Raw genomic sequence first — 17,333 nt, forward strand, 5'->3', positions numbered from 1 at the left:
TTATTTTATATAAATAGCTCTTTATGTTTGCTCTTTAAACGACTTAGAGTTTCGGGCGAAAGATTGAGATAGGCCGCTAATTCTTTCTTGGGCAAAACATCGAACAAGTTTTCATACTTCCGTAAAAATCGTTCGACCCGACCCGGGGCATCGAGCATGTGCAAGGTAATGGTGTGCGCCATGATTTCACTCATGAGACGCATTACCTCAAACTCAAAACTTTCTTTCAGTTTTGGATGATTCTCTAAAAACTCAGCCCACTTTTTAAGCGGCATCCGTGCAACTCTAGCCTTAGTAACCGAAGCGATGCTGTATGGAGCGGCGCGCTGTAAGCGCCAAGCAGCGTAGCTGGTTTCAATATCTTTCTCAATTGCAAAGCGCAAGATCATTTCTTTTGCATCAGCACTAGACACAATGCGCTTCAAGATTCCATCGAGAACAAAGTACTGCTCCATTTGATAGTTACCTTGGCGCAATAAGATCTCGGATTTCTTAAGATCCGAGATCTCTAAGGAGCTCTCTAATTCAGCCATGCTGCCCGGATCTAGATTGCGCAGGACAATGTTTTGGCTTAGCTGCAAGCGAATTAGATTTTTCTCTGGATGTCTGTCTAGTATGGTCATTGAAATATGTACTTGAACCTCTTATTGTAAGCCTTCCAACTTTAGATATTCGGGTTATTCCTAGTCGCAGATAGGGTAATATAGGGCTGTCATGGTGCCCAAATGCCTGCATTTGGGTTAAACGGGAAACACTACCCAAACGTGTGCTGCCCCCGCAACGGTAAGTGAATGCGCTAGTTTTTTAGCGCTATGGTTTGATAAGCCACTGTGTGTCAATGCATGGGAAGGCCAAATCTAAAGTTCACCAGCCCGGATACCGGCCAAGACAGGTGGAACTTCGTGAACGGGGACCTTCGCGCGCCAATATAGGGTCCTCGCACGCCCTCATTGACGCTCATCCCTATTCCGAATTCTGTATCGCCCGCTAACGGGGAGGTTGGCAGGCATTACAACTTGGGATTCATCATGCAACCTTGCCGCAACTCTTTCGGAGCCAAGAACCGTTGGCGCCTATCTGCTCTCACCCTCGCCTCAACCCTTGTTTTCAGTAACCCAACTACATTTGCTCAAAGCAGCAGTGTCTCGGTCAGTACGGCCAATAATCCAATGGATCCAGTGATTGTCACTGCAACTCGCACCCCTACGCGAGCCAACGATGTTCTAGCCGACTACGTCTTCATTGGTCCCGAGGAAATTGCTGATGCGGGGCAAACGAGTCTAGTGGAGCTATTACAGCGACAAAGGGGGGTGGAAATAACTGGCGCAAGTGGAAGTGGTGGTGCTGGCGCAAGCGTTTTCTTACGCGGGACGAGCAATCAACAAAGCTTGCTTTTAATTGATGGTGTTAGAGTTGAAGCAGGTTTCCTCGGCGGCCCAACTTGGTCAGCTATTCCCTTGGCAATTATTGATCGTATCGAAATTATTTTTGGGCCGCAGAGCAGTCTCTATGGATCAGATGCTATCGGCGGCGTCATTCAAATTTTCACTAAAACTGGTGAAGGACCCTTTCAGGCATCGGCATCAACTGGCTATGGTACTTATGGAACAACTATTTCAGAGGCCGGAATTTTTGGCAGAGCTGGAAAGGATAACCAGGTTAAATACTCTCTAAGTGCAACTCAGGAAGTTTCTTCTGGATTCAATTTAATAGCGACTAATATGCCCTTTCGGTCTACCTACAATACCACTCAAAATATGGGCTACACAAGAGATGGCGGGACAGGGAAACTAAGCCTAGAATTTAGTCGTGGCCAAGAATTAGGAATTCAGTTTTTTGCAAGTCGATTGAAATCACAAGCATCTGCTACACCCAGTCAATTGGCAGAATCAATTGGTAGCACAAGTAGTTTTGCCATATTTTCAAATAATCAAATTACCAACGTATGGAAAGGTTATATTCAAGTTTCTCAATCGTATGATTCAGGACAAAACTTGTTTTACAACTCACTTTACAACACTAAGCAAAATATTTACACGTGGCAAAACGATATACAAGTTGGTGAAGATACTTTGCAGTTATTGGCAGAAAGGCGAAGTCAGAATGTATTTTCTGACGATTTGAATTACAACTCCAGCTGGCCTTTACCTAGGGAACAGTTTTCGCAGACACGAAATACAAATTCTCTAGCAGGGCTTTACCAATTAAAACGTGGGGCTCATCTTGCAAATGCATCTTTTAGAAATGACAATATTACGGGTTATGGATCTCAGAACACGGGGGGAATTTCTTACGGCTATTTTTTTACAAAGCAACTAAGGGCCAATATTAATTACGGAACAGGCTTCCGAGCGCCAACGTTTAACGACTTGTACTATCCAGGTTATGGAAATAGCAATATTCAGGCCGAGAAGAGTAAAAATACCGAAGCCGGAATTCATTATGAATCAATAAAATTTGATGCGCGCTTGATTGCCTATACCAATACGATCACTAACCTAATTCAAGGATCTGGCAGCATTAATACCAGTCAGTGTTCACCGGGATTCGGAAGTAGTGGCTGCGCCATAAATATCGGTGAAGCAAAAATTACCGGTTTATCGATTGGTGGCGCGTTTCGATCTGGCAACATTTCATTTCGCGGTTCTTTTGATCAACAAAATCCTGTGGATGAATCTTCTGGAAGTGTTTTACCTAAACGAGCCAAACAATTTGGTAACGCTGGAATTGATTACAAACTGCGTAATCTCAAGTCCGGTATAGAAGGAACGTTTGTAGGAAGGCGGTTTGATAGCTATCCTGCTGGAGCTGCAATGGGTGGATATGCTTTATTTAACGTGTTTGCAGATTACGAGTTCGCTAAAGATTGGTCGATCTTTGGTCGCTGGAACAATATCTTCAATAAGGATTACCAACTATCTTATGGTTACAACACCCCAGGATCAAACCTTTTTGTCGGGGTTCGGTACGCCATGAAATAAAGGATTTGTGCTAATTTAGGTCTAAAATAGGTTTATTACTCAAGGAGGAAACATGTTTAATCTTTCGACCAAACAGACTGTAGGGATTGCAGTGGTTTTTTCCTTGATTTTGTGGGCTACCCGAGGTCAGCACGTGGCCTCGATGATGAGCTTGCCGGATGCCACCTGGGCAATCGCCTTCATGCTTGGTTTTTTATTGAGCCCCATTCTCTTTGTGATCATTTTGGTTCAGGCTTTTGTAATCGACTACTTGGCGATGGGTAATTACCTGTTTAATGTTGCCTATGCAGCCTTGGTCCCTGCATATTTGGCACTTTGGCTAGCCGGTCGGTGGTTACGGCAACACTACGAACAACAAGGCTTCAAAATTGGTCAATTTGTTGTGGCTCTAATTGGTGGTGTCGCCGTTTGTGAGCTGATCTCGAGTGGGGCCTTTTATCTGCAAAAGAGCAATGCTTCGCTTGCAGGATTTGCTGAACTGTTTGGAACCTATTTCTTTGGTAATTTGTTCTTCACCCTCTGCTACGTTGCGGTTGCCTCGTTAGCGTTTTATCTGGTGACCGAGACCTCTAAAAAGAAATTAGCCTAGTTCTGATACGATCTTGTCTATGTCGCAAGATTCCATCGAGCAAACGCTCCGACGCCTTTCTGAGAAGTTAAAAATGGTGAATGCCTCTGTTGAGGCATTACGAAACGATCGCGTTGCCCTTGAGTCAAAAATTGAGGATGCCCAAAAGCGTATTGAGCACATCCTAAAGCGCCTGCCAGAACAAAGTGATTCTCGCCAAATGAACCTGTTAGGCGATAACGCAATCATCGATAAAGACCATGACCCAACAACGCATTGAAGTGAGCCTTGCTGGCCATAAAATCACGCTAGCTACATCAAGCGATCATGAGCCATTACTTCGCGAGGCCTGCACCTTAGTAGATGAACAGATTAAGTTAGCTCTAGCCAGTGGTAATAAAAGTATTGAACGGGCAGCCATGATGGCGGCCATTAAATTAGCGGGTGACCTGATTCAAGCTCAGCAATCTTTGGCACAAGCAGCCAACGCCCCCAAGGTTGACCCCGAACAACTGACTTTGATTGAGCAGGAAGTCAATGCGCTTGAACAGCAAGTCGATTCCCTGATCAAAACACTTTCCCTGCCTGGTGCGCCAAGGCCAATAGTTCCTTGAACCGATGCGTAAGCATACGGAACGGGTATTGCAGTATGGGCGCGAGCGTCTGATCGATTTACAGTGTGGGCTAGTCCGATACTCCCTGAGTCATTTGATGCACCCGAAGTATTGCTACCGTGCCACCTTGAACTTTAGGGTTCAGGATGACGGTCTAGCGACCAAGGCGGGGATCCTTGCATGTTTCTGACTGATATTGCAATCCTGCTGGTTTGCGGAGCCTGTGCAGGGTTCTTAGCGGGTCTGCTTGGGATTGGCGGGGGAATGATTTTGGTCCCCTTCATGATCATTGTCTTTAATCACCAGGGCTTTAGCCAAGACATCATTGTTCATATGGCCATTGCCACTGGAATGACCACCATTTTGTTTACCTCACTGTCAGCCATTCGGGCGCATCATCGCCATGGCTCAATTGACTGGAAACTGGTTGCGGGCTTCACCCCCGGAATCATTGTGGGGAGTTTTTTAGGAGGTAGCGAACTATTTGAGGCATTCAATACTGGCTGGCTCTCCCTCTTCTTTGCCATCTTTATTGTGTACACCTCGATTCAGATGTTCATCAACAAAAAGCCCAAGCCGGAACGTGAGCTACCTGGTAAGGTCGGCTTATTCTCTTATGGCGCCTTCTCCGGAGGGCTATCGAGCTTACTAGGTGCCGGTGGCGCCTTTGTCACCGTGCCATTCATGATCTGGTGCAATGTGAGTCCCCATGTCGCAATGGCAACCTCCTCGGGGCTCGGCTTTCCGATTGCGCTTGCGTCAACCTTGGGTTACGTATTTGGTAGCTTTGGTCGGCCCGACTTACCGGCAGGATCTTTTGGCTTCATTTATCTACCGGCCGTTGCCTGCATCGTAGCAACGAGTATTTTTACTGCCCCACTTGGAGCAAAATTAGCTCGCAAGCTCAATGTCGTTCAACTCAAGCGAGTCTTTGGGGTAATGCTAATGTTCTTGGCGCTCTTTATGTTCAATGAGGCCCATAAAGCGCTTGGCGCTTAATGGCTGTACTGCTGGCGCAATACGTTCTTTTGGACCTTACCCATGGCGTTTCGGGGTAAGTCGTTGACAATTTCAACCCGCTTGGGAACTTTGAAGTTTGCAATCTTTGACTTGAGAGCATCGATCATCGATTGGCTATTGAGTTTGGCGCCTGGCTTTGGAACGACCACAGCCATGACCGCCTCACCAAAGTCTTTATGCGGAATCCCAATCACTGCGCTTTCCTCAACCCCATCCATATCATCAATAAAACTCTCAATTTCTTTTGGATAGACGTTGTAGCCACCCGAGATAATTAAATCCTTATTGCGACCCACGATGCAAAGATAGTGATCAGGCACTTTACCGGCACTGGTTTCACCGCCCCAACGACCCACATCACCCGTTTTAAACCAACCGTCTTTAGTGAACTCCTCAGCGGTCTTCTCAGGCATGCGCCAGTAGCCCTTAAATATATTCGGACCGCGCACTTCAATGGCACCAATCTCGTTGACATCACAGAGTGATCCGGATTCATTCACGACACGAACCTCAACTCCAGGAAGAGGAACGCCAACGGATCCCCCAACTCTGGCACCCTTATACGGATTAGAGACCAACATCACAGTCTCACTCATACCATAGCGCTCAAGAATAGTATGACCAGACACTTTCTGGAAATTATTAAAGGTCTCAGTTAATAAAGGTGCGGAGCCTGAAACAAAGAGGCGCATGTTTTTACAGACGCTCTGATTAAAGTTCGGATCCAGCAGAAGGCGTACATAGAATGTTGGCACGCCCATCATGACGGTTGAGCGTGGCAAATGCTTAATGAGTTGTGCAGTATCCAAACGAGGCAACCAAATCATTTTGCTGCCGTTTAATAAAGCGCCATGGGCAGCAACAAACAATCCGTGCACATGGAAAATGGGCAGAGCATGCAAAAGGACATCACCTTTTTTCCAGCCCCAAAACTCTTTTAATACCAGGGCATTACTACCCAGGTTACCGTGCGTGAGCATGGCACCTTTACTGCGACCTGTAGTACCGGAGGTGTACAAAATAGCAGCTAGTTCGTCGTCGGCTTTTTTAACGGTCTTAAATTGATCGGAACACTGAGCAGCGCGATCTAAAAGTGATCCGGTCCGATTCTCATCGAGGGTGAATACATTTTGAGTGCCGCTCTTAAATGCAATCTTTGAAATCCAAGAAAAGTTCTTGGAACTGCAAACGACAACGGCTGGTTCTGCATTCTCTAGAAAATACTGAATCTCAGACTCTTGATACGCCGTGTTCAAGGGTAAGTACACATACCCGGCACGTAGAGTGGCCAGATATAAGAAAAGTGCTTCTGGGGATTTTTCAACTTGGACAGCAACTCGTGAGCCTTGGGGTAACTTCAAGCTCTTGAGAAGATTTGCCATCATGGCCGTGGCGCGATCGAGATCGCGCCACGAGTAATACAGTCCGTCTTGGGTTTCTAGTGCACAGTCCTCGCGATTTTTAGGAAAGCCAGACTCTAATAATGCGTATAAGTTCACTCAAAACCCTTGACTACGAATACAAAATTAATCGAGCTTAGCGCCTGATTTCTTAACAACCTCAGCCCAACGGGTTACGTCAGACGCAACTTGCTTACCAAATGCCTCTCCGTAAAGATTTGGATTATCCGCACCGTTTTGAGCCCAAATCGCTTTCAACTTTGGTGAGTTAAGAGCCTTTTGAACCTCAGCTGTCATCTTATCGATGATTGGCTTTGGTGTGCCAGCAGGAGCAAACATACCGTACCAAGTCGAAACGCGATAGTCAGGCAAACCAGCTTCTACAAATGTTGGTACATTTGGAATTGCTGGATTGCGCTTCTCAGAAGCAACGGCGATCGCAAACAACTTACCAGCATTAATTTGTGGAGCGGATGTTCCCAAGCCATCGAATTCCAAATCAACCTGGCCAGCTAAGAGGTCACTCATTGCGGGACCTGCACCACGATAAGGAATATGAACAATGAAGGTGCCTGTTTGGATCTTAAATAACTCACCAGCTAAGTGATGCACTGTGCCACTACCGGCGCTGGCAAAGTTGTATTTACCAGGGTTCTTCTTCATAAGAGCAATGAAGTCTTTTAAGTTACGAGCACTCACACGATTGGGGTTTACTACCAATACCTGTGGAACGCTGGCTAAAAGAGCAACTGGAATGAAGCTCTTTTGAATGTCATAGTCCAAGTTCTTGTACATGGAAGGAGCAATGGTGTGATGGGATGCGCCAATAAACCAGGTATAGCCATCTGGTGCTGCTTTCGCTGCAACCGATGCACCTACCGTACCACCTGCACCACCACGGTTATCAATAATGAACTGCTTACCCAATTGCTCGGTTAACTGAGCAGCCAAAGGACGGGCGAATGCATCCGTGCCACCACCCGCTGGGAATGGGTTCAAAAATGTGACGGTTTTTACTGGCCACTCTTGCGCATGAGCGGTGCTTGATAAACCCACTGCTGCTAGTAAGCTAAGCACGAGGCCTGCTATTTTTTTCTTCTGAATTAATGCCATTATTGTCTCCTCTTCAATTCTTATAAAGGGTAAAACGATTGCGAACATCATTCTAAATCGAACTTCAAAAACTAGGGCAAAACCCCTAAAAGTCTTATACAGGACTTATTAGGCTTATGTTTTGATCAGCTTACCAACCGAACGGGAATAAATAATATCGCCGTTCACGAAGCGCTCATGATTTTCTTCAACGCTCGACAGATCATACAGATAATTCACCATTAAACCACCGGATTGCCGCAGGCCATTTTTGGACAAATCACCCGCCCAATTAATTTGATGCAGCTTGGCACCATTACCTAGATGGAATTTAGCGACAGGATTGCCGTCCCGACTTGGGGTAACCACGGTCAGATAAATCGCGGTTAAAGCGATCAGGGCAGCCTTTTCGTCCTCACTGCATTGATCTGGATGCCAGGACTTGCCTAGCTTATCCATCCAATTAGCACCATTGAGTTTCAAAAGTTCAAGCGCCTCGTCACGGGCCTTACGAATCGCCGGCTTCATTTTGTCAGAGCTTGGCAGGTCGCCCAAATGGGCTCCATCGGTAATCCACTCCATGAGGCCCGGAATCGGTGATAGGGTCACAAAGGTTTTTAATCCCGGGAACTCGGCATGGAGTTGCTCAGCAACGCGCTTAATTAAGAAGTTGCCCATCGAAACCCCCCGCAGTCCAGACTCGCAGTTACTAATGGAGTAAAACGCAGCCACTTTGAATTGGTTGGTTTGCTCTACAGGGATAGATTTTTTATCCACTAAAGGCATGATGGCAACTGGAATCTCGGGAAGCAGAGCAACTTCCACGAAGATTAAGGGCTCATCCGGTAGCTGGGGATGGAAAAAGGCAAAACAACGCCGATCGGGTTGCAAACGCCGGCGCAGATCATCCCAGCCATCAATGGCATGGACGGCCTCGTGGGCAATGATCTTCTCCAAAATCTCTGCCGGCGACTTCCAGTCAACACGGTGCATCTTCAAAAACCCAGGATTAAACCAGGACGACAAGAGGTGTCGCATGTCGTAGTCCAAGCCCATTAACTCCGGTTTCTTATTTAGTAAGGTCAAAAGATCGCGACGCATTTCCACGACTGCAGCCGTACCACCCGGAGCTCGATTGAGGCGCCTTAAAAGCTCTTGGCGAGGGGATTCAGAGATCTTCTGCAGGCGAATGTAATTTCTTGCATTTGGATCTGCCGCAAAACTTTGCGCTGCCTTCGTCAGTTGCTCAGCATCAATATTGAATTGTTCAGCGAGCATCATAAAAAATTTAGAACGGTGATCGGCATTGAGCTTGCGGTAGCTTGAGATCACATCTAAGGCCATACTGACAGCGTTTGATTCACCCCGCTCAGAAATAAGCTGGCGAACCGCACTGTTGGCTCGAGATAGGTAACGGGTTTGGGCAATTTTCTCTAGCATGCTGACAGCATAACCAGATTTTGTAACAGGGGCTTAAATCACTCAGTCAAAAGGGTTTATTGACGCGGCGTTCGCAGCAATAAGTAGATTCCCAAACCAATCATCGGCATCGATAGCCACTGCCCCATGGATAAACCCAAGCCAAGTAAGCCCAAGAACGCATCCGGCTCCCTAGCAAACTCCGCCAGAAAACGAAGTAGCCCATATCCAAGTAAGAAAAGTCCGGATACCTGCCCCACGCGTTTTGGTTTACTTGCATAGAGCCACAATACCAAAGCTAATAGAAGGCCTTCACCTGCAAATTGATACAACTGTGATGGATGGCGGGCCACTTGGTCCACCATCGGAAACACCATCGCCCACGGCCAATCGCTCGGACGTCCCCATAACTCACCATTAATAAAGTTTCCAAGGCGTCCAAAAGCAAGTCCCAGTGGCACGAGTGGCGCCACAAAATCCGTAATCACAAAGTATGAGAGTTGGCGCCGCTTCGCAAACCATGCCAAAGCGATTAGGACTCCTAATAACCCACCGTGGAAGGACATTCCGCCTTCCCAGAGCTTAAAAATACTGAGGGGGTTTTGCAGATAAAAACCGGGCATGTAAAAGAGCACATAACCCAAGCGACCCCCAACAATCACCCCCACCACTCCCCAAAATAGGATGTCTTCAACATCTTTAAAGGTCCAACGCATCGCTTGATATGGTTCTTGGCGAACACGCAGTCGTCCCAGTAATAAAAATTGGGCAAATGCACATAAGTACATCAGGCCATACCAATGAATCGCCAACGGGCCTATTTGCAGTGCGACTGGATCGATTTGGGGATGCACCAACATTAGGCCGCCGCCTTGCTTTGATCAAAATGATGAAGCTCATGGCCTAAGGCACGATAACCCTTAAAGCGCTCGCGCCCTGCCTTAAGTTCATTCTCTTGTGTGGTCACCACTTCAATCCAACGAGGGAAGCGTTCCAGCAAGGCATCAAGACCTTGTGGAGCTTGTGTATGAAGGTAAATCAAGACATCCCGATGCGCTGGCGCTTGGTGGTCTAGCTCGGATAACTGATCCACCAGGAGAATCGGGGTCTCGTGGGCACCCTCGTGATGCAACCAAGCATGAGGTAAAAAGTCAGTTTTACTGAAGGTCCACAATAAATCATCAAGATTGTTGAGGTCGTTTTTACTTCCAGTAATCACGATCGTGCGTGGCAACCCCTGGGGATGAGAGCTGGCCAGAATTTTGCGGCTTAAACGACAGCAGTACTGTAATTTGTCCGAAACATGACTATGAAAATCAATTCTGGCCATTCGCGCTATTAATGGGTGCTTATTGATCGAGCAAGAAATTGAGCAATAGGGGAACTGGTCTCCCTGTTGCCCCTTTAGCCGCCCCGCTCTTCCATGCAGTTCCAGCGATATCCAGATGTGCCCATCGGAATTTTTCAGCAAAGCGCGAGAGGAAACAAGCTGCGGTCACACTTCCAGCAGGTCGTCCGCCAATATTTGCGACGTCCGCAAAGTTTGACTTCAATTGCTCGTGATATGCTGCATCGAGCGGCAGACGCCAGACGGTATCTAAGGATTGATGACCAGCTTTATTCAAGGCTTTTACGAGGGCTTCGTCATCGGAGAACAGACCGCTATGCACATGGCCTAATGCAATGATGCAAGCACCTGTCAAAGTAGCGACATCAATGACAGCCTTAGGCTTAAAGCGCTCTACATAGGTAAGCGCATCGCAGAGAATAAGTCGGCCTTCAGCATCGGTGTTTAAAACCTCGATGGTCTGCCCTGACATACTCTTCACAATATCGCCCGGACGGGTTGCGCGACCCGATGGCATATTCTCACAAGTTGGCACCACACCAATCACATTCTTCTTTAATCCCAACAACGATACGGCATACATGGTGCCAAATACCGATGCTGCACCACACATGTCGTACTTCATTTCGTCCATTGCTTCGCCAGGCTTCAATGAGATGCCGCCCGTATCAAAGGTGATGCCTTTGCCAACCAAAACGATCGGATCCTCATTTGCTTTCCCACCCTCATGACGCATGATGATGAACTGTGGAGGAGTCTCTGAACCCTTAGCAACTGCTAAGAATGAACCCATACCTAAGGCTTCAATTTGTTGCTGATTGAGAACCTGGACTTTTAACTTGGTCTTCTTAGGAAGATTCAGTGCGGTTTGTGCCAAAAACGTTGGAGTGCAAACATTGGGTGGCAAGTTACCCAAATCTTTCGTGAGGTTCATTCCCTCAACCAAAGCCGATCCCTCCTGAACTGCAGTTTTCAGAAGCCCAGCTTGCTTGGTATTGGTCAGCAGGGTGAAGTGCGCTAAGGTATCTGCTTTTTCTTGCGGCTTGGTCTTATATTGTTCTTGTCGAGCTCCAAATCGATAAACCTGATCTCCCACAATTTGCGCTAGTAAACGAATCCGCTCGGCAATTGCATTAGGACTTTGATTGGCTTTTTGCTTGCCAGTAAAGCTAGACGTATGCCAAAGCACTGACTGGATAGAGCCGCCACTCAATACCTTAAGGGTCGAGCGCGCAATCTTGGCAAAATCCCCTAAGGACTCTTTATCACCAAGACCCACTAATAAAACACGTTTCAGCTTCACCTTACTCAAGGCCCATGCCCGGGTTGAGCGTAATAAAGTGCATACTCCGGCTTTTCCATCCAAATCACCTACAGAGCGTGCCTCTGAAATTGCTCCTCCGAGGAGATCATCAAGGGCCTGAAGCTGGGAGAGCTCCGCGGCGCGATAGGCTAAAACCAAACAATCGCTGCTTAAGCCACAAACCGCAGCAGCGCCCTTGGGGCTTTTAAAATCGATATCGACAAGAACTTTCGTGCTAAATTGAATCGTCATCATCTTTCACCATTTGGGGTTTTTTTACATTATCCACCGACCGAATTAAAGTCGCAGAATTAGATCTAGCCACCATGATTTTTGAACAAGCCCTCCGCCGCGAACTCAGCATGACCACTGGTGCTGTGTTTTTAGTCTTGGTCACCATCATGATTACCACCCTCGTAATCCGGATTTTGGGGTTTGCGGCCAGTGGAACGGTTAATCCCGAGGATGCTTTAGTCCTAATCGCTCTCGCGACCCTCGGTTATTTTGCGGTTCTATTGACCGTCTCACTATTTATTGCGGTTTTAATTGTTTTGGTCCGTTGGTACAAAGACTCCGAAATGATTGTGTGGTTTGCAAGTGGATTGAGCATTACAAATTTAATTGGTCCAATCCTGCGATTTGCGATTCCACTCATCATCATCATTGCTCTATTGGCCGCCTTTGTTTGGCCATGGGCAAATCGTGAGTCAAGTGTTATCAGTCAGCGTTTTCAACAGCGCGATGATGTGTCCATGGTTGCAGCAGGTCAATTTAAAGAATCGGCCAAAGCTGAGCGGGTCTTTTTCATTGAAGAGATTGATGTTGATAAAGGGGAAGTCAAGAATATCTTTGTGGCCGATACGCGTAATCAAAAGTTGAGTGTCGCAGTTGCTGCCACTGGCTATATCGAGAATACGCCCAACGGTGACAAAAACGTGGTTCTCTTAAAAGGCCGCCGTTATGAAGGCCAGCCGACCCAGCCAAATTTCAGAATCTTAGAGTTTGATGAGTACGAGACCAAGATCTTAAGTAAAGAAGTGGCCAAGCCGCCGCCACGGGATCGAGAAAAAAATGTGATTGAGCTGATGCAAGAAACCGATCCCAATATCCTGCGCGCCAACTTTGGTGAACTGCTTTGGCGTATCGGCCTACCCATCATGGCCCTTGGTTTGGTCTTGATTGCTATTCCCTTGGCTTATGTCAATCCCCGCTTAGGTAACTATACGGCGATGTTTTATGCCGTCCTCATTTATCTGATGTACAGCAACCTATTAAATCTCAGTCAAAATTATGTTGCGCAAGGACGCGTTGATTTCTTTGTCGGCTTGTGGCCGATTCATGTGCTTGCATTTGGCTTAGCCTTTGTTTTGATTCGTAACCGTATCAATCCATCCTTAAAGTGGTGGCAACGCCAACTTCCAAGGGCCTGGCAAAGCAAATGAGTTGGCTCTTTCCCAAAATTTATGAACGCTACTTTGCTAAGCAAATTTATGCGAGCTTTGGCTTCATTCTCTTTGCCCTGCTCGCACTCTTTGTATTTTTTGACATTCTGAGTGAACTGGGATCAGTCAACTCTAAATACACCTTGCCTTTAGCGCTTCTCCATGTGCTCCTCAAGGCGCCCAGCCGCATGGTTGAAATTATTCCGATCGCTGGCTTAATCGGTAGTATTTATGTGTTTGCCATGATGGCGAGTCAATCAGAGTTCACCATCTTCCGGGTAGCAGGCTTAGATATCAAACGCAGTCTCTTTACGCTCGCCAAGATCTCACTACCCATTGTCATCCTGACCCTAGCGATCAGTGAAGGCTTGGGCCCCTACAGTGAACGGCTTTCCGAACGAATTCGGATGGACGCGTTAGGCTCAACCTTCAGCTCACAGTTTCGGTCTGGCGTTTGGCTCAAAGATCAATTGCGCGATCAGGACGGAGCGGGGCCCGTTAAAGCTGGTGTGAGATACGTCAATGTGGGTTCAATTGATCCGGATGATCAAATTCGGCAAATTCGGATGTATGAGTTTGATCCCAACTACCGTCTCCTCTCAATTCGTAGTGCCGCATCTGGTCGTTTTGATAATAAAGGTGTTTGGGAGCTCAATGATGTTTCAGAAACACGCTTTATTGAGAAGCGTGGTGGCGACCCCTTGGATGCGGTCTACACCGCTCAGACCAAAAGTATTCCAACGCTTAGCTTGGAGTCACAAGTCACCCCGCAGATCCTCAATGTTCTGCTAATTAGCCCTGAAAAAATGTCGATCATGAGTTTAGGCCAATTTATTTTGCACCTCCAAGAGAACAAACAAGATGCGCAGCGCCATGCGATTGCCTTTTGGAAAAAAGTGGTTTACCCCTTCATCATCTTTGTGATGCTTGCACTCGCCCTACCCTTTGCCTTCATGAAAGTACGGGCTGGGAGCGTTGGCATTAAGGTCTTTGGTGGCATCATGCTGGGTATGAGTTTTCAGCTATTTAATACTTTGTTCTCGAGCGTTGGCTTACTTGGCGCACTCCCCGCCCTATTTACAGCAATCTTCCCACCATTGCTTTATTTGATCCTAGCAATTGCAGCTCTTAAGTGGGTATCCCGTGCTTAGGGGTATGTTCGAATGAATCTTCATCAACTGCGCTTTGTTCGCGAGGTAGTCCGTCAGAACTTTAATCTGACCGCAGCTGCAAAGGCACTCTTCACCTCGCAGCCTGGAGTCTCCAAAGCAATTATTGAACTCGAAGATGAGTTAGGTGTCGAAATCTTTCGACGCCATGGCAAACGCATTCGCTCGTTAACCGAGCCCGGTAAGCGCATCTTGGTCTCGATTGAGCGCTTATTAGAGGAAGTGGAGACCTTAAAACGTGTTGGCAATGATTACGCCAATCAAGACCAAGGTAGCTTTGTGATTGCCACGACTCACACCCAAGCTCGCTATGCCTTACCCAAAGTCTTGAGTGAATTTACCAAGCGTTTTCCAAAAGTACGCGTTAGTCTATTGCAGGGTAACCCCAGTCAAATTGCCCAAATGCTACTCGAGGATCGTGCTGATCTAGCCATTGCGACCGAGGGACTTGCTAATACCCCCGGGGTCTTAGCCCTACCGAGTCACCAATGGCAGCATGCGGTGGTTGTGCCGTCTGGTCACCCCTTACTCAATCATGAGTCCATCACTTTAGAGCTCTTAACTAAATATCCACTCATCACCTATGCAAAAGCATTCTCTGGGCGCAGCAAAATCGATGCAGCATTTGCGCAGCGCAACCTCACGCCCGACATCATTTTGGAGGCGATTGATGCGGATGTGATCAAAACCTATGTCGAGAATGGCATGGGGGTTGGGATTGTGGCGGGCGTTGCCTTAGATCCCGAGCGCGATCGGCAACTGAAATCCATCTCCGTGGGTCACATCTTTGGCACCAATGTCACGCACATCGGTATTAAACAAGGCGCTTATCTGCGCTCGTTTATCTTCACCTTTATTGAGCTGTTCTCACCCACGCTGACACGCAAAATCGTAGAACAGGCAATGTCGAGCGAATCAAGCGATTATCAAATTTGATGGTGCCTCGGGTCGGACTCGAACCGACACGCCTTGCGGCACCGGATTTTGAGTCCGGCACGTCTACCAATTCCATCACCGAGGCTAGTGCGTTAATGTTTTGTATTAACAGCAATAATCGAAACGATGATTTTAACCAATCTCATCGCCTCGTACCCAAAATTCCTAAATCGACTGATTAAGGGATCAAGATCGTCGTGCCAGTGGTCTTGCGTCCCTCCAGATCACGGTGCGCCTGCACAGCGTCTGCCAGAGGGTATTGTTGCTTAATCTCAATCTTAATTTGCCCCTGGGTCACGCGCTCAAATAAATCCTTGGCCATTGGCTCTAACAATGAGCGATTGTGTACATAGGTCATTAGTGTGGGTCGGGTTAACTTTAGCGATCCCTTGCTCGACAAAACGGCTAGATCGATCGGCGGAACCGATCCAGAAGCATTGCCAAAGCTGACCGCCATGCCCCGTGGGGCGATACAGTCGAGGGTCTTCATGAAGGTATCTTTACCGACTGCGTCATAGGCAACTGCCACGCCTTTACCGTTCGTAATCTCTTTCACGCGTGTTACAAAATCTTCGGTACGGTATTCAATCACATGATCACAGCCATATGACTTTGCGAGCGCCGCTTTCTCAGGGCTACCTACCGTACCAATTACGGTGGCACCAATCGCCTTTAACCATTGCAGAGCAATTAAGCCAACGCCCCCAGCAATCGCATGAAATAGAACCGTATCGCCGCGCTGCACTTTATAGGTATCGTTTAGAAGGTACTGCACTGTGAGGCCTTGCAACATCATTCCCGCGCCAGTCTCAAACGAAATCGCATCAGGTAACTGCACAATCGTCTCTGCGGGCATGATACGAGCTTGCGCATAGGCCCCCGTTGGTCTACCTGCATAGGCAACGCGATCGCCCACCTTGAGGTGTGTCACGCCTGGGCCAACTTTCTCAATAATGCCCGATGCTTCCATGCCAATACCGCCTGGTAATGGCTGGGGGTAGTAGCCTGATCGGAAATAAATATCAATGTAGTTCAGGCCACATGCTTTTTGTGCAATCAAAACCTCGCCTGGTCCTGGCTCGCCTAGTGAAACATCAACGTATTTCATGACCTCAGGTGGTCCAACTTCATCGATCCGAATTGCTTTTGTTTGCATAACTGACATGTGGTTTCTCCTGAATATTCTTGTTCCAAATTCATCGAAATCGATGCTTGGGGTGTCATTTTTTTAAGCCAAGCCCGTATTTTGCCTAAAATTACGGTTCTAAGCCGAAATTCATTTATTCATCTAAGAAGGATTGCCACCATGGCGGGTCATTCAAAATGGGCCAATATTCAACACCGTAAGGGCCGCCAGGACGAAAAGCGTGGCAAGATTTGGACCAAACTCATCAAAGAGATTACTGTTGCTGCCCGCTTAGGCGGAGGTGATCTCAGCGCAAATCCGCGTTTGCGCCTCGCAATCGACAAAGCCAAAGATGCCAATATGCCCAACGACAATGTGCAACGTGCGATTGCGCGCGGAACGGGCGCTGCCGATGGCGTTGACTACGAAGAGATTCGGTATGAGGGTTACGGTATTAATGGTGCCGCAGTGATTGTCGATGCGATGACGGACAATCGCACCCGCACTGTTGCCGAGGTTCGCCATGCCTTCTCAAAGCACGGGGGCAATATGGGCACAGAAGGCTCCGTCGCTTTTTTATTCAAACACTGCGGGCAACTGCTCTTTGCTCCTGGAACCAATGAAGAGCAACTACTCGAGTTAGCGCTTGAAGCCGGTGCGGAGGATGTAATTACGCATGAGGATGGATCGCTCGAGATCATCACGGATCCCTTTGAATTCACCAATGTCCGTAACGCTTTAGAAGCGGCGGGTTTAAAACCCGAGTTAGCCGAGGTGACGATGCGCCCCTCGACCGAGGTCGATCTCAATCCAGAGCAAACTGAATCGATGCAAAAACTATTAGATGCGCTCGAAAATTTAGATGACGTCCAAGCGGTTTATACCAATGCCAATCTATGAGATGAGGAGAAAAGG

16 protein-coding genes, 1 tRNA gene, 1 other RNA gene, 1 pseudogene and 1 riboswitch are annotated in these 17,333 nt (G+C 47.5%); of the genes and pseudogenes, 10 read left to right on the plus strand and 9 right to left on the minus strand.

Annotated elements, in window-relative coordinates; translation table 11 throughout:
- Positions 1-5 precede the first annotated feature (5 nt).
- Entirely contained in the window at positions 6-623 is a 618-nt protein-coding gene (locus QUE66_RS07215; RefSeq protein ID WP_108508908.1) for a Crp/Fnr family transcriptional regulator, read from the minus strand.
- 75 nt (positions 624-698) lie between these two features.
- A riboswitch (cobalamin riboswitch) is annotated at positions 699-902 on the plus strand.
- Between the two features lie 126 nt (positions 903-1,028).
- Between QUE66_RS07215 and QUE66_RS07220 the strand changes: the two genes are divergently transcribed.
- The 6 genes and pseudogenes from QUE66_RS07220 (at position 1,029) to QUE66_RS07240 (ending at position 5,162) form a co-directional block, all read left to right on the plus strand.
- Complete coding sequence (locus QUE66_RS07220; RefSeq protein WP_286223383.1) at positions 1,029-2,981, plus strand: TonB-dependent receptor domain-containing protein; 1,953 nt, start codon at positions 1,029-1,031, stop codon at positions 2,979-2,981.
- A 52-nt stretch (positions 2,982-3,033) separates the two neighbouring features.
- A complete protein-coding gene (locus tag QUE66_RS07225) occupies positions 3,034-3,570 on the plus strand; it encodes a hypothetical protein (protein ID WP_286223384.1) in 537 nt (178 codons plus the stop codon).
- A 19-nt stretch (positions 3,571-3,589) separates the two neighbouring features.
- Complete coding sequence (locus QUE66_RS07230; protein ID WP_108508911.1) at positions 3,590-3,829, plus strand: hypothetical protein; 240 nt, start codon at positions 3,590-3,592, stop codon at positions 3,827-3,829.
- Positions 3,810-4,040: pseudogene (locus tag QUE66_RS09285) on the plus strand (cell division protein ZapA); the annotation flags it as partial. The gene QUE66_RS07230 and the pseudogene QUE66_RS09285, both read left to right, overlap by 20 nt.
- Positions 4,041-4,124: 84 nt before the next feature.
- Positions 4,125-4,340: non-coding RNA, 6S RNA (gene ssrS, locus QUE66_RS07235), on the plus strand.
- A 3-nt stretch (positions 4,341-4,343) separates the two neighbouring features.
- Entirely contained in the window at positions 4,344-5,162 is an 819-nt protein-coding gene (locus QUE66_RS07240) for a sulfite exporter TauE/SafE family protein (protein ID WP_286223385.1), read from the plus strand.
- Here the strand turns inward: QUE66_RS07240 and QUE66_RS07245 are convergent.
- From QUE66_RS07245 to QUE66_RS07270, 6 genes are all read right to left on the minus strand, one after another.
- Positions 5,159-6,682 carry a malonate--CoA ligase gene (locus QUE66_RS07245; RefSeq protein ID WP_286223386.1) on the minus strand — a complete coding sequence of 508 codons (1,524 nt, stop codon included), beginning with the start codon at positions 6,680-6,682 and terminating at the stop codon, positions 5,159-5,161. The two genes, QUE66_RS07240 and QUE66_RS07245, sit on opposite strands and share 4 nt — an antisense overlap.
- Before the next feature lie 27 nt (positions 6,683-6,709).
- A complete protein-coding gene (locus QUE66_RS07250; RefSeq protein ID WP_286223387.1) occupies positions 6,710-7,696 on the minus strand; it encodes a Bug family tripartite tricarboxylate transporter substrate binding protein in 987 nt (328 codons plus the stop codon).
- Positions 7,697-7,810: 114 nt separating this feature from the next.
- Positions 7,811-9,115, minus strand: a complete 1,305-nt coding sequence (locus QUE66_RS07255) for a malonyl-CoA decarboxylase (RefSeq protein WP_286223388.1) — start codon at positions 9,113-9,115, stop codon at positions 7,811-7,813.
- A gap of 56 nt (positions 9,116-9,171) precedes the next feature.
- Positions 9,172-9,954 carry a prolipoprotein diacylglyceryl transferase gene (lgt, locus tag QUE66_RS07260; RefSeq protein ID WP_286223389.1) on the minus strand — a complete coding sequence of 261 codons (783 nt, stop codon included), beginning with the start codon at positions 9,952-9,954 and terminating at the stop codon, positions 9,172-9,174.
- The gene (locus tag QUE66_RS07265; protein WP_286223390.1) at positions 9,954-10,424 is read right to left on the minus strand and encodes a DNA polymerase III subunit chi; all 471 of its coding nucleotides are present in this window, start codon (positions 10,422-10,424) and stop codon (positions 9,954-9,956) included. Before QUE66_RS07265 ends, lgt begins: the two co-directional genes overlap by 1 nt.
- Before the next feature lie 19 nt (positions 10,425-10,443).
- Positions 10,444-11,991 (minus strand): leucyl aminopeptidase, encoded by a 1,548-nt coding sequence (locus QUE66_RS07270; RefSeq protein ID WP_458574890.1) that lies wholly within the window; start codon positions 11,989-11,991, stop codon positions 10,444-10,446.
- Positions 11,992-12,071: 80 nt separating this feature from the next.
- Here QUE66_RS07270 and lptF point away from each other — a divergent pair, with 80 nt between their 5' ends.
- The 3 genes from lptF to QUE66_RS07285 are packed head-to-tail and all read left to right on the plus strand — an operon-like array spanning position 12,072 to position 15,292.
- Complete coding sequence (gene lptF, locus QUE66_RS07275; RefSeq protein ID WP_286223391.1) at positions 12,072-13,187, plus strand: LPS export ABC transporter permease LptF; 1,116 nt, start codon at positions 12,072-12,074, stop codon at positions 13,185-13,187.
- On the plus strand, positions 13,184-14,338 hold the full coding sequence (lptG, locus tag QUE66_RS07280; protein ID WP_286223392.1) for an LPS export ABC transporter permease LptG: 1,155 nt from the start codon (positions 13,184-13,186) through the stop codon (positions 14,336-14,338). The genes lptF and lptG overlap by 4 nt, the downstream gene beginning before the upstream one ends.
- Positions 14,339-14,350: 12 nt before the next feature.
- On the plus strand, positions 14,351-15,292 hold the full coding sequence (locus tag QUE66_RS07285) for a CysB family HTH-type transcriptional regulator (protein WP_286223393.1): 942 nt from the start codon (positions 14,351-14,353) through the stop codon (positions 15,290-15,292).
- On the opposite strand, the gene QUE66_RS07290 is transcribed toward QUE66_RS07285, so the two are convergent.
- Together QUE66_RS07290 and QUE66_RS07295 are read right to left on the minus strand one after the other, a co-directional pair.
- Positions 15,293-15,377, minus strand: a tRNA-Leu gene (locus tag QUE66_RS07290).
- A gap of 93 nt (positions 15,378-15,470) precedes the next feature.
- Positions 15,471-16,448, minus strand: coding sequence for a quinone oxidoreductase family protein (locus QUE66_RS07295; RefSeq protein WP_458574891.1), 978 nt, complete (start codon positions 16,446-16,448; stop codon positions 15,471-15,473).
- Positions 16,449-16,598: 150 nt separating this feature from the next.
- On the opposite strand from QUE66_RS07295, the gene QUE66_RS07300 reads away from it, so the two are divergent.
- Entirely contained in the window at positions 16,599-17,318 is a 720-nt protein-coding gene (locus tag QUE66_RS07300) for a YebC/PmpR family DNA-binding transcriptional regulator (RefSeq protein WP_286223395.1), read from the plus strand.
- Positions 17,319-17,333: the final 15 nt, after the last annotated feature.

This window comes from Polynucleobacter sp. HIN6 (genome assembly GCF_030297575.1).
In the GTDB taxonomy this organism is placed as follows: Bacteria; Pseudomonadota; Gammaproteobacteria; order Burkholderiales; family Burkholderiaceae; genus Polynucleobacter.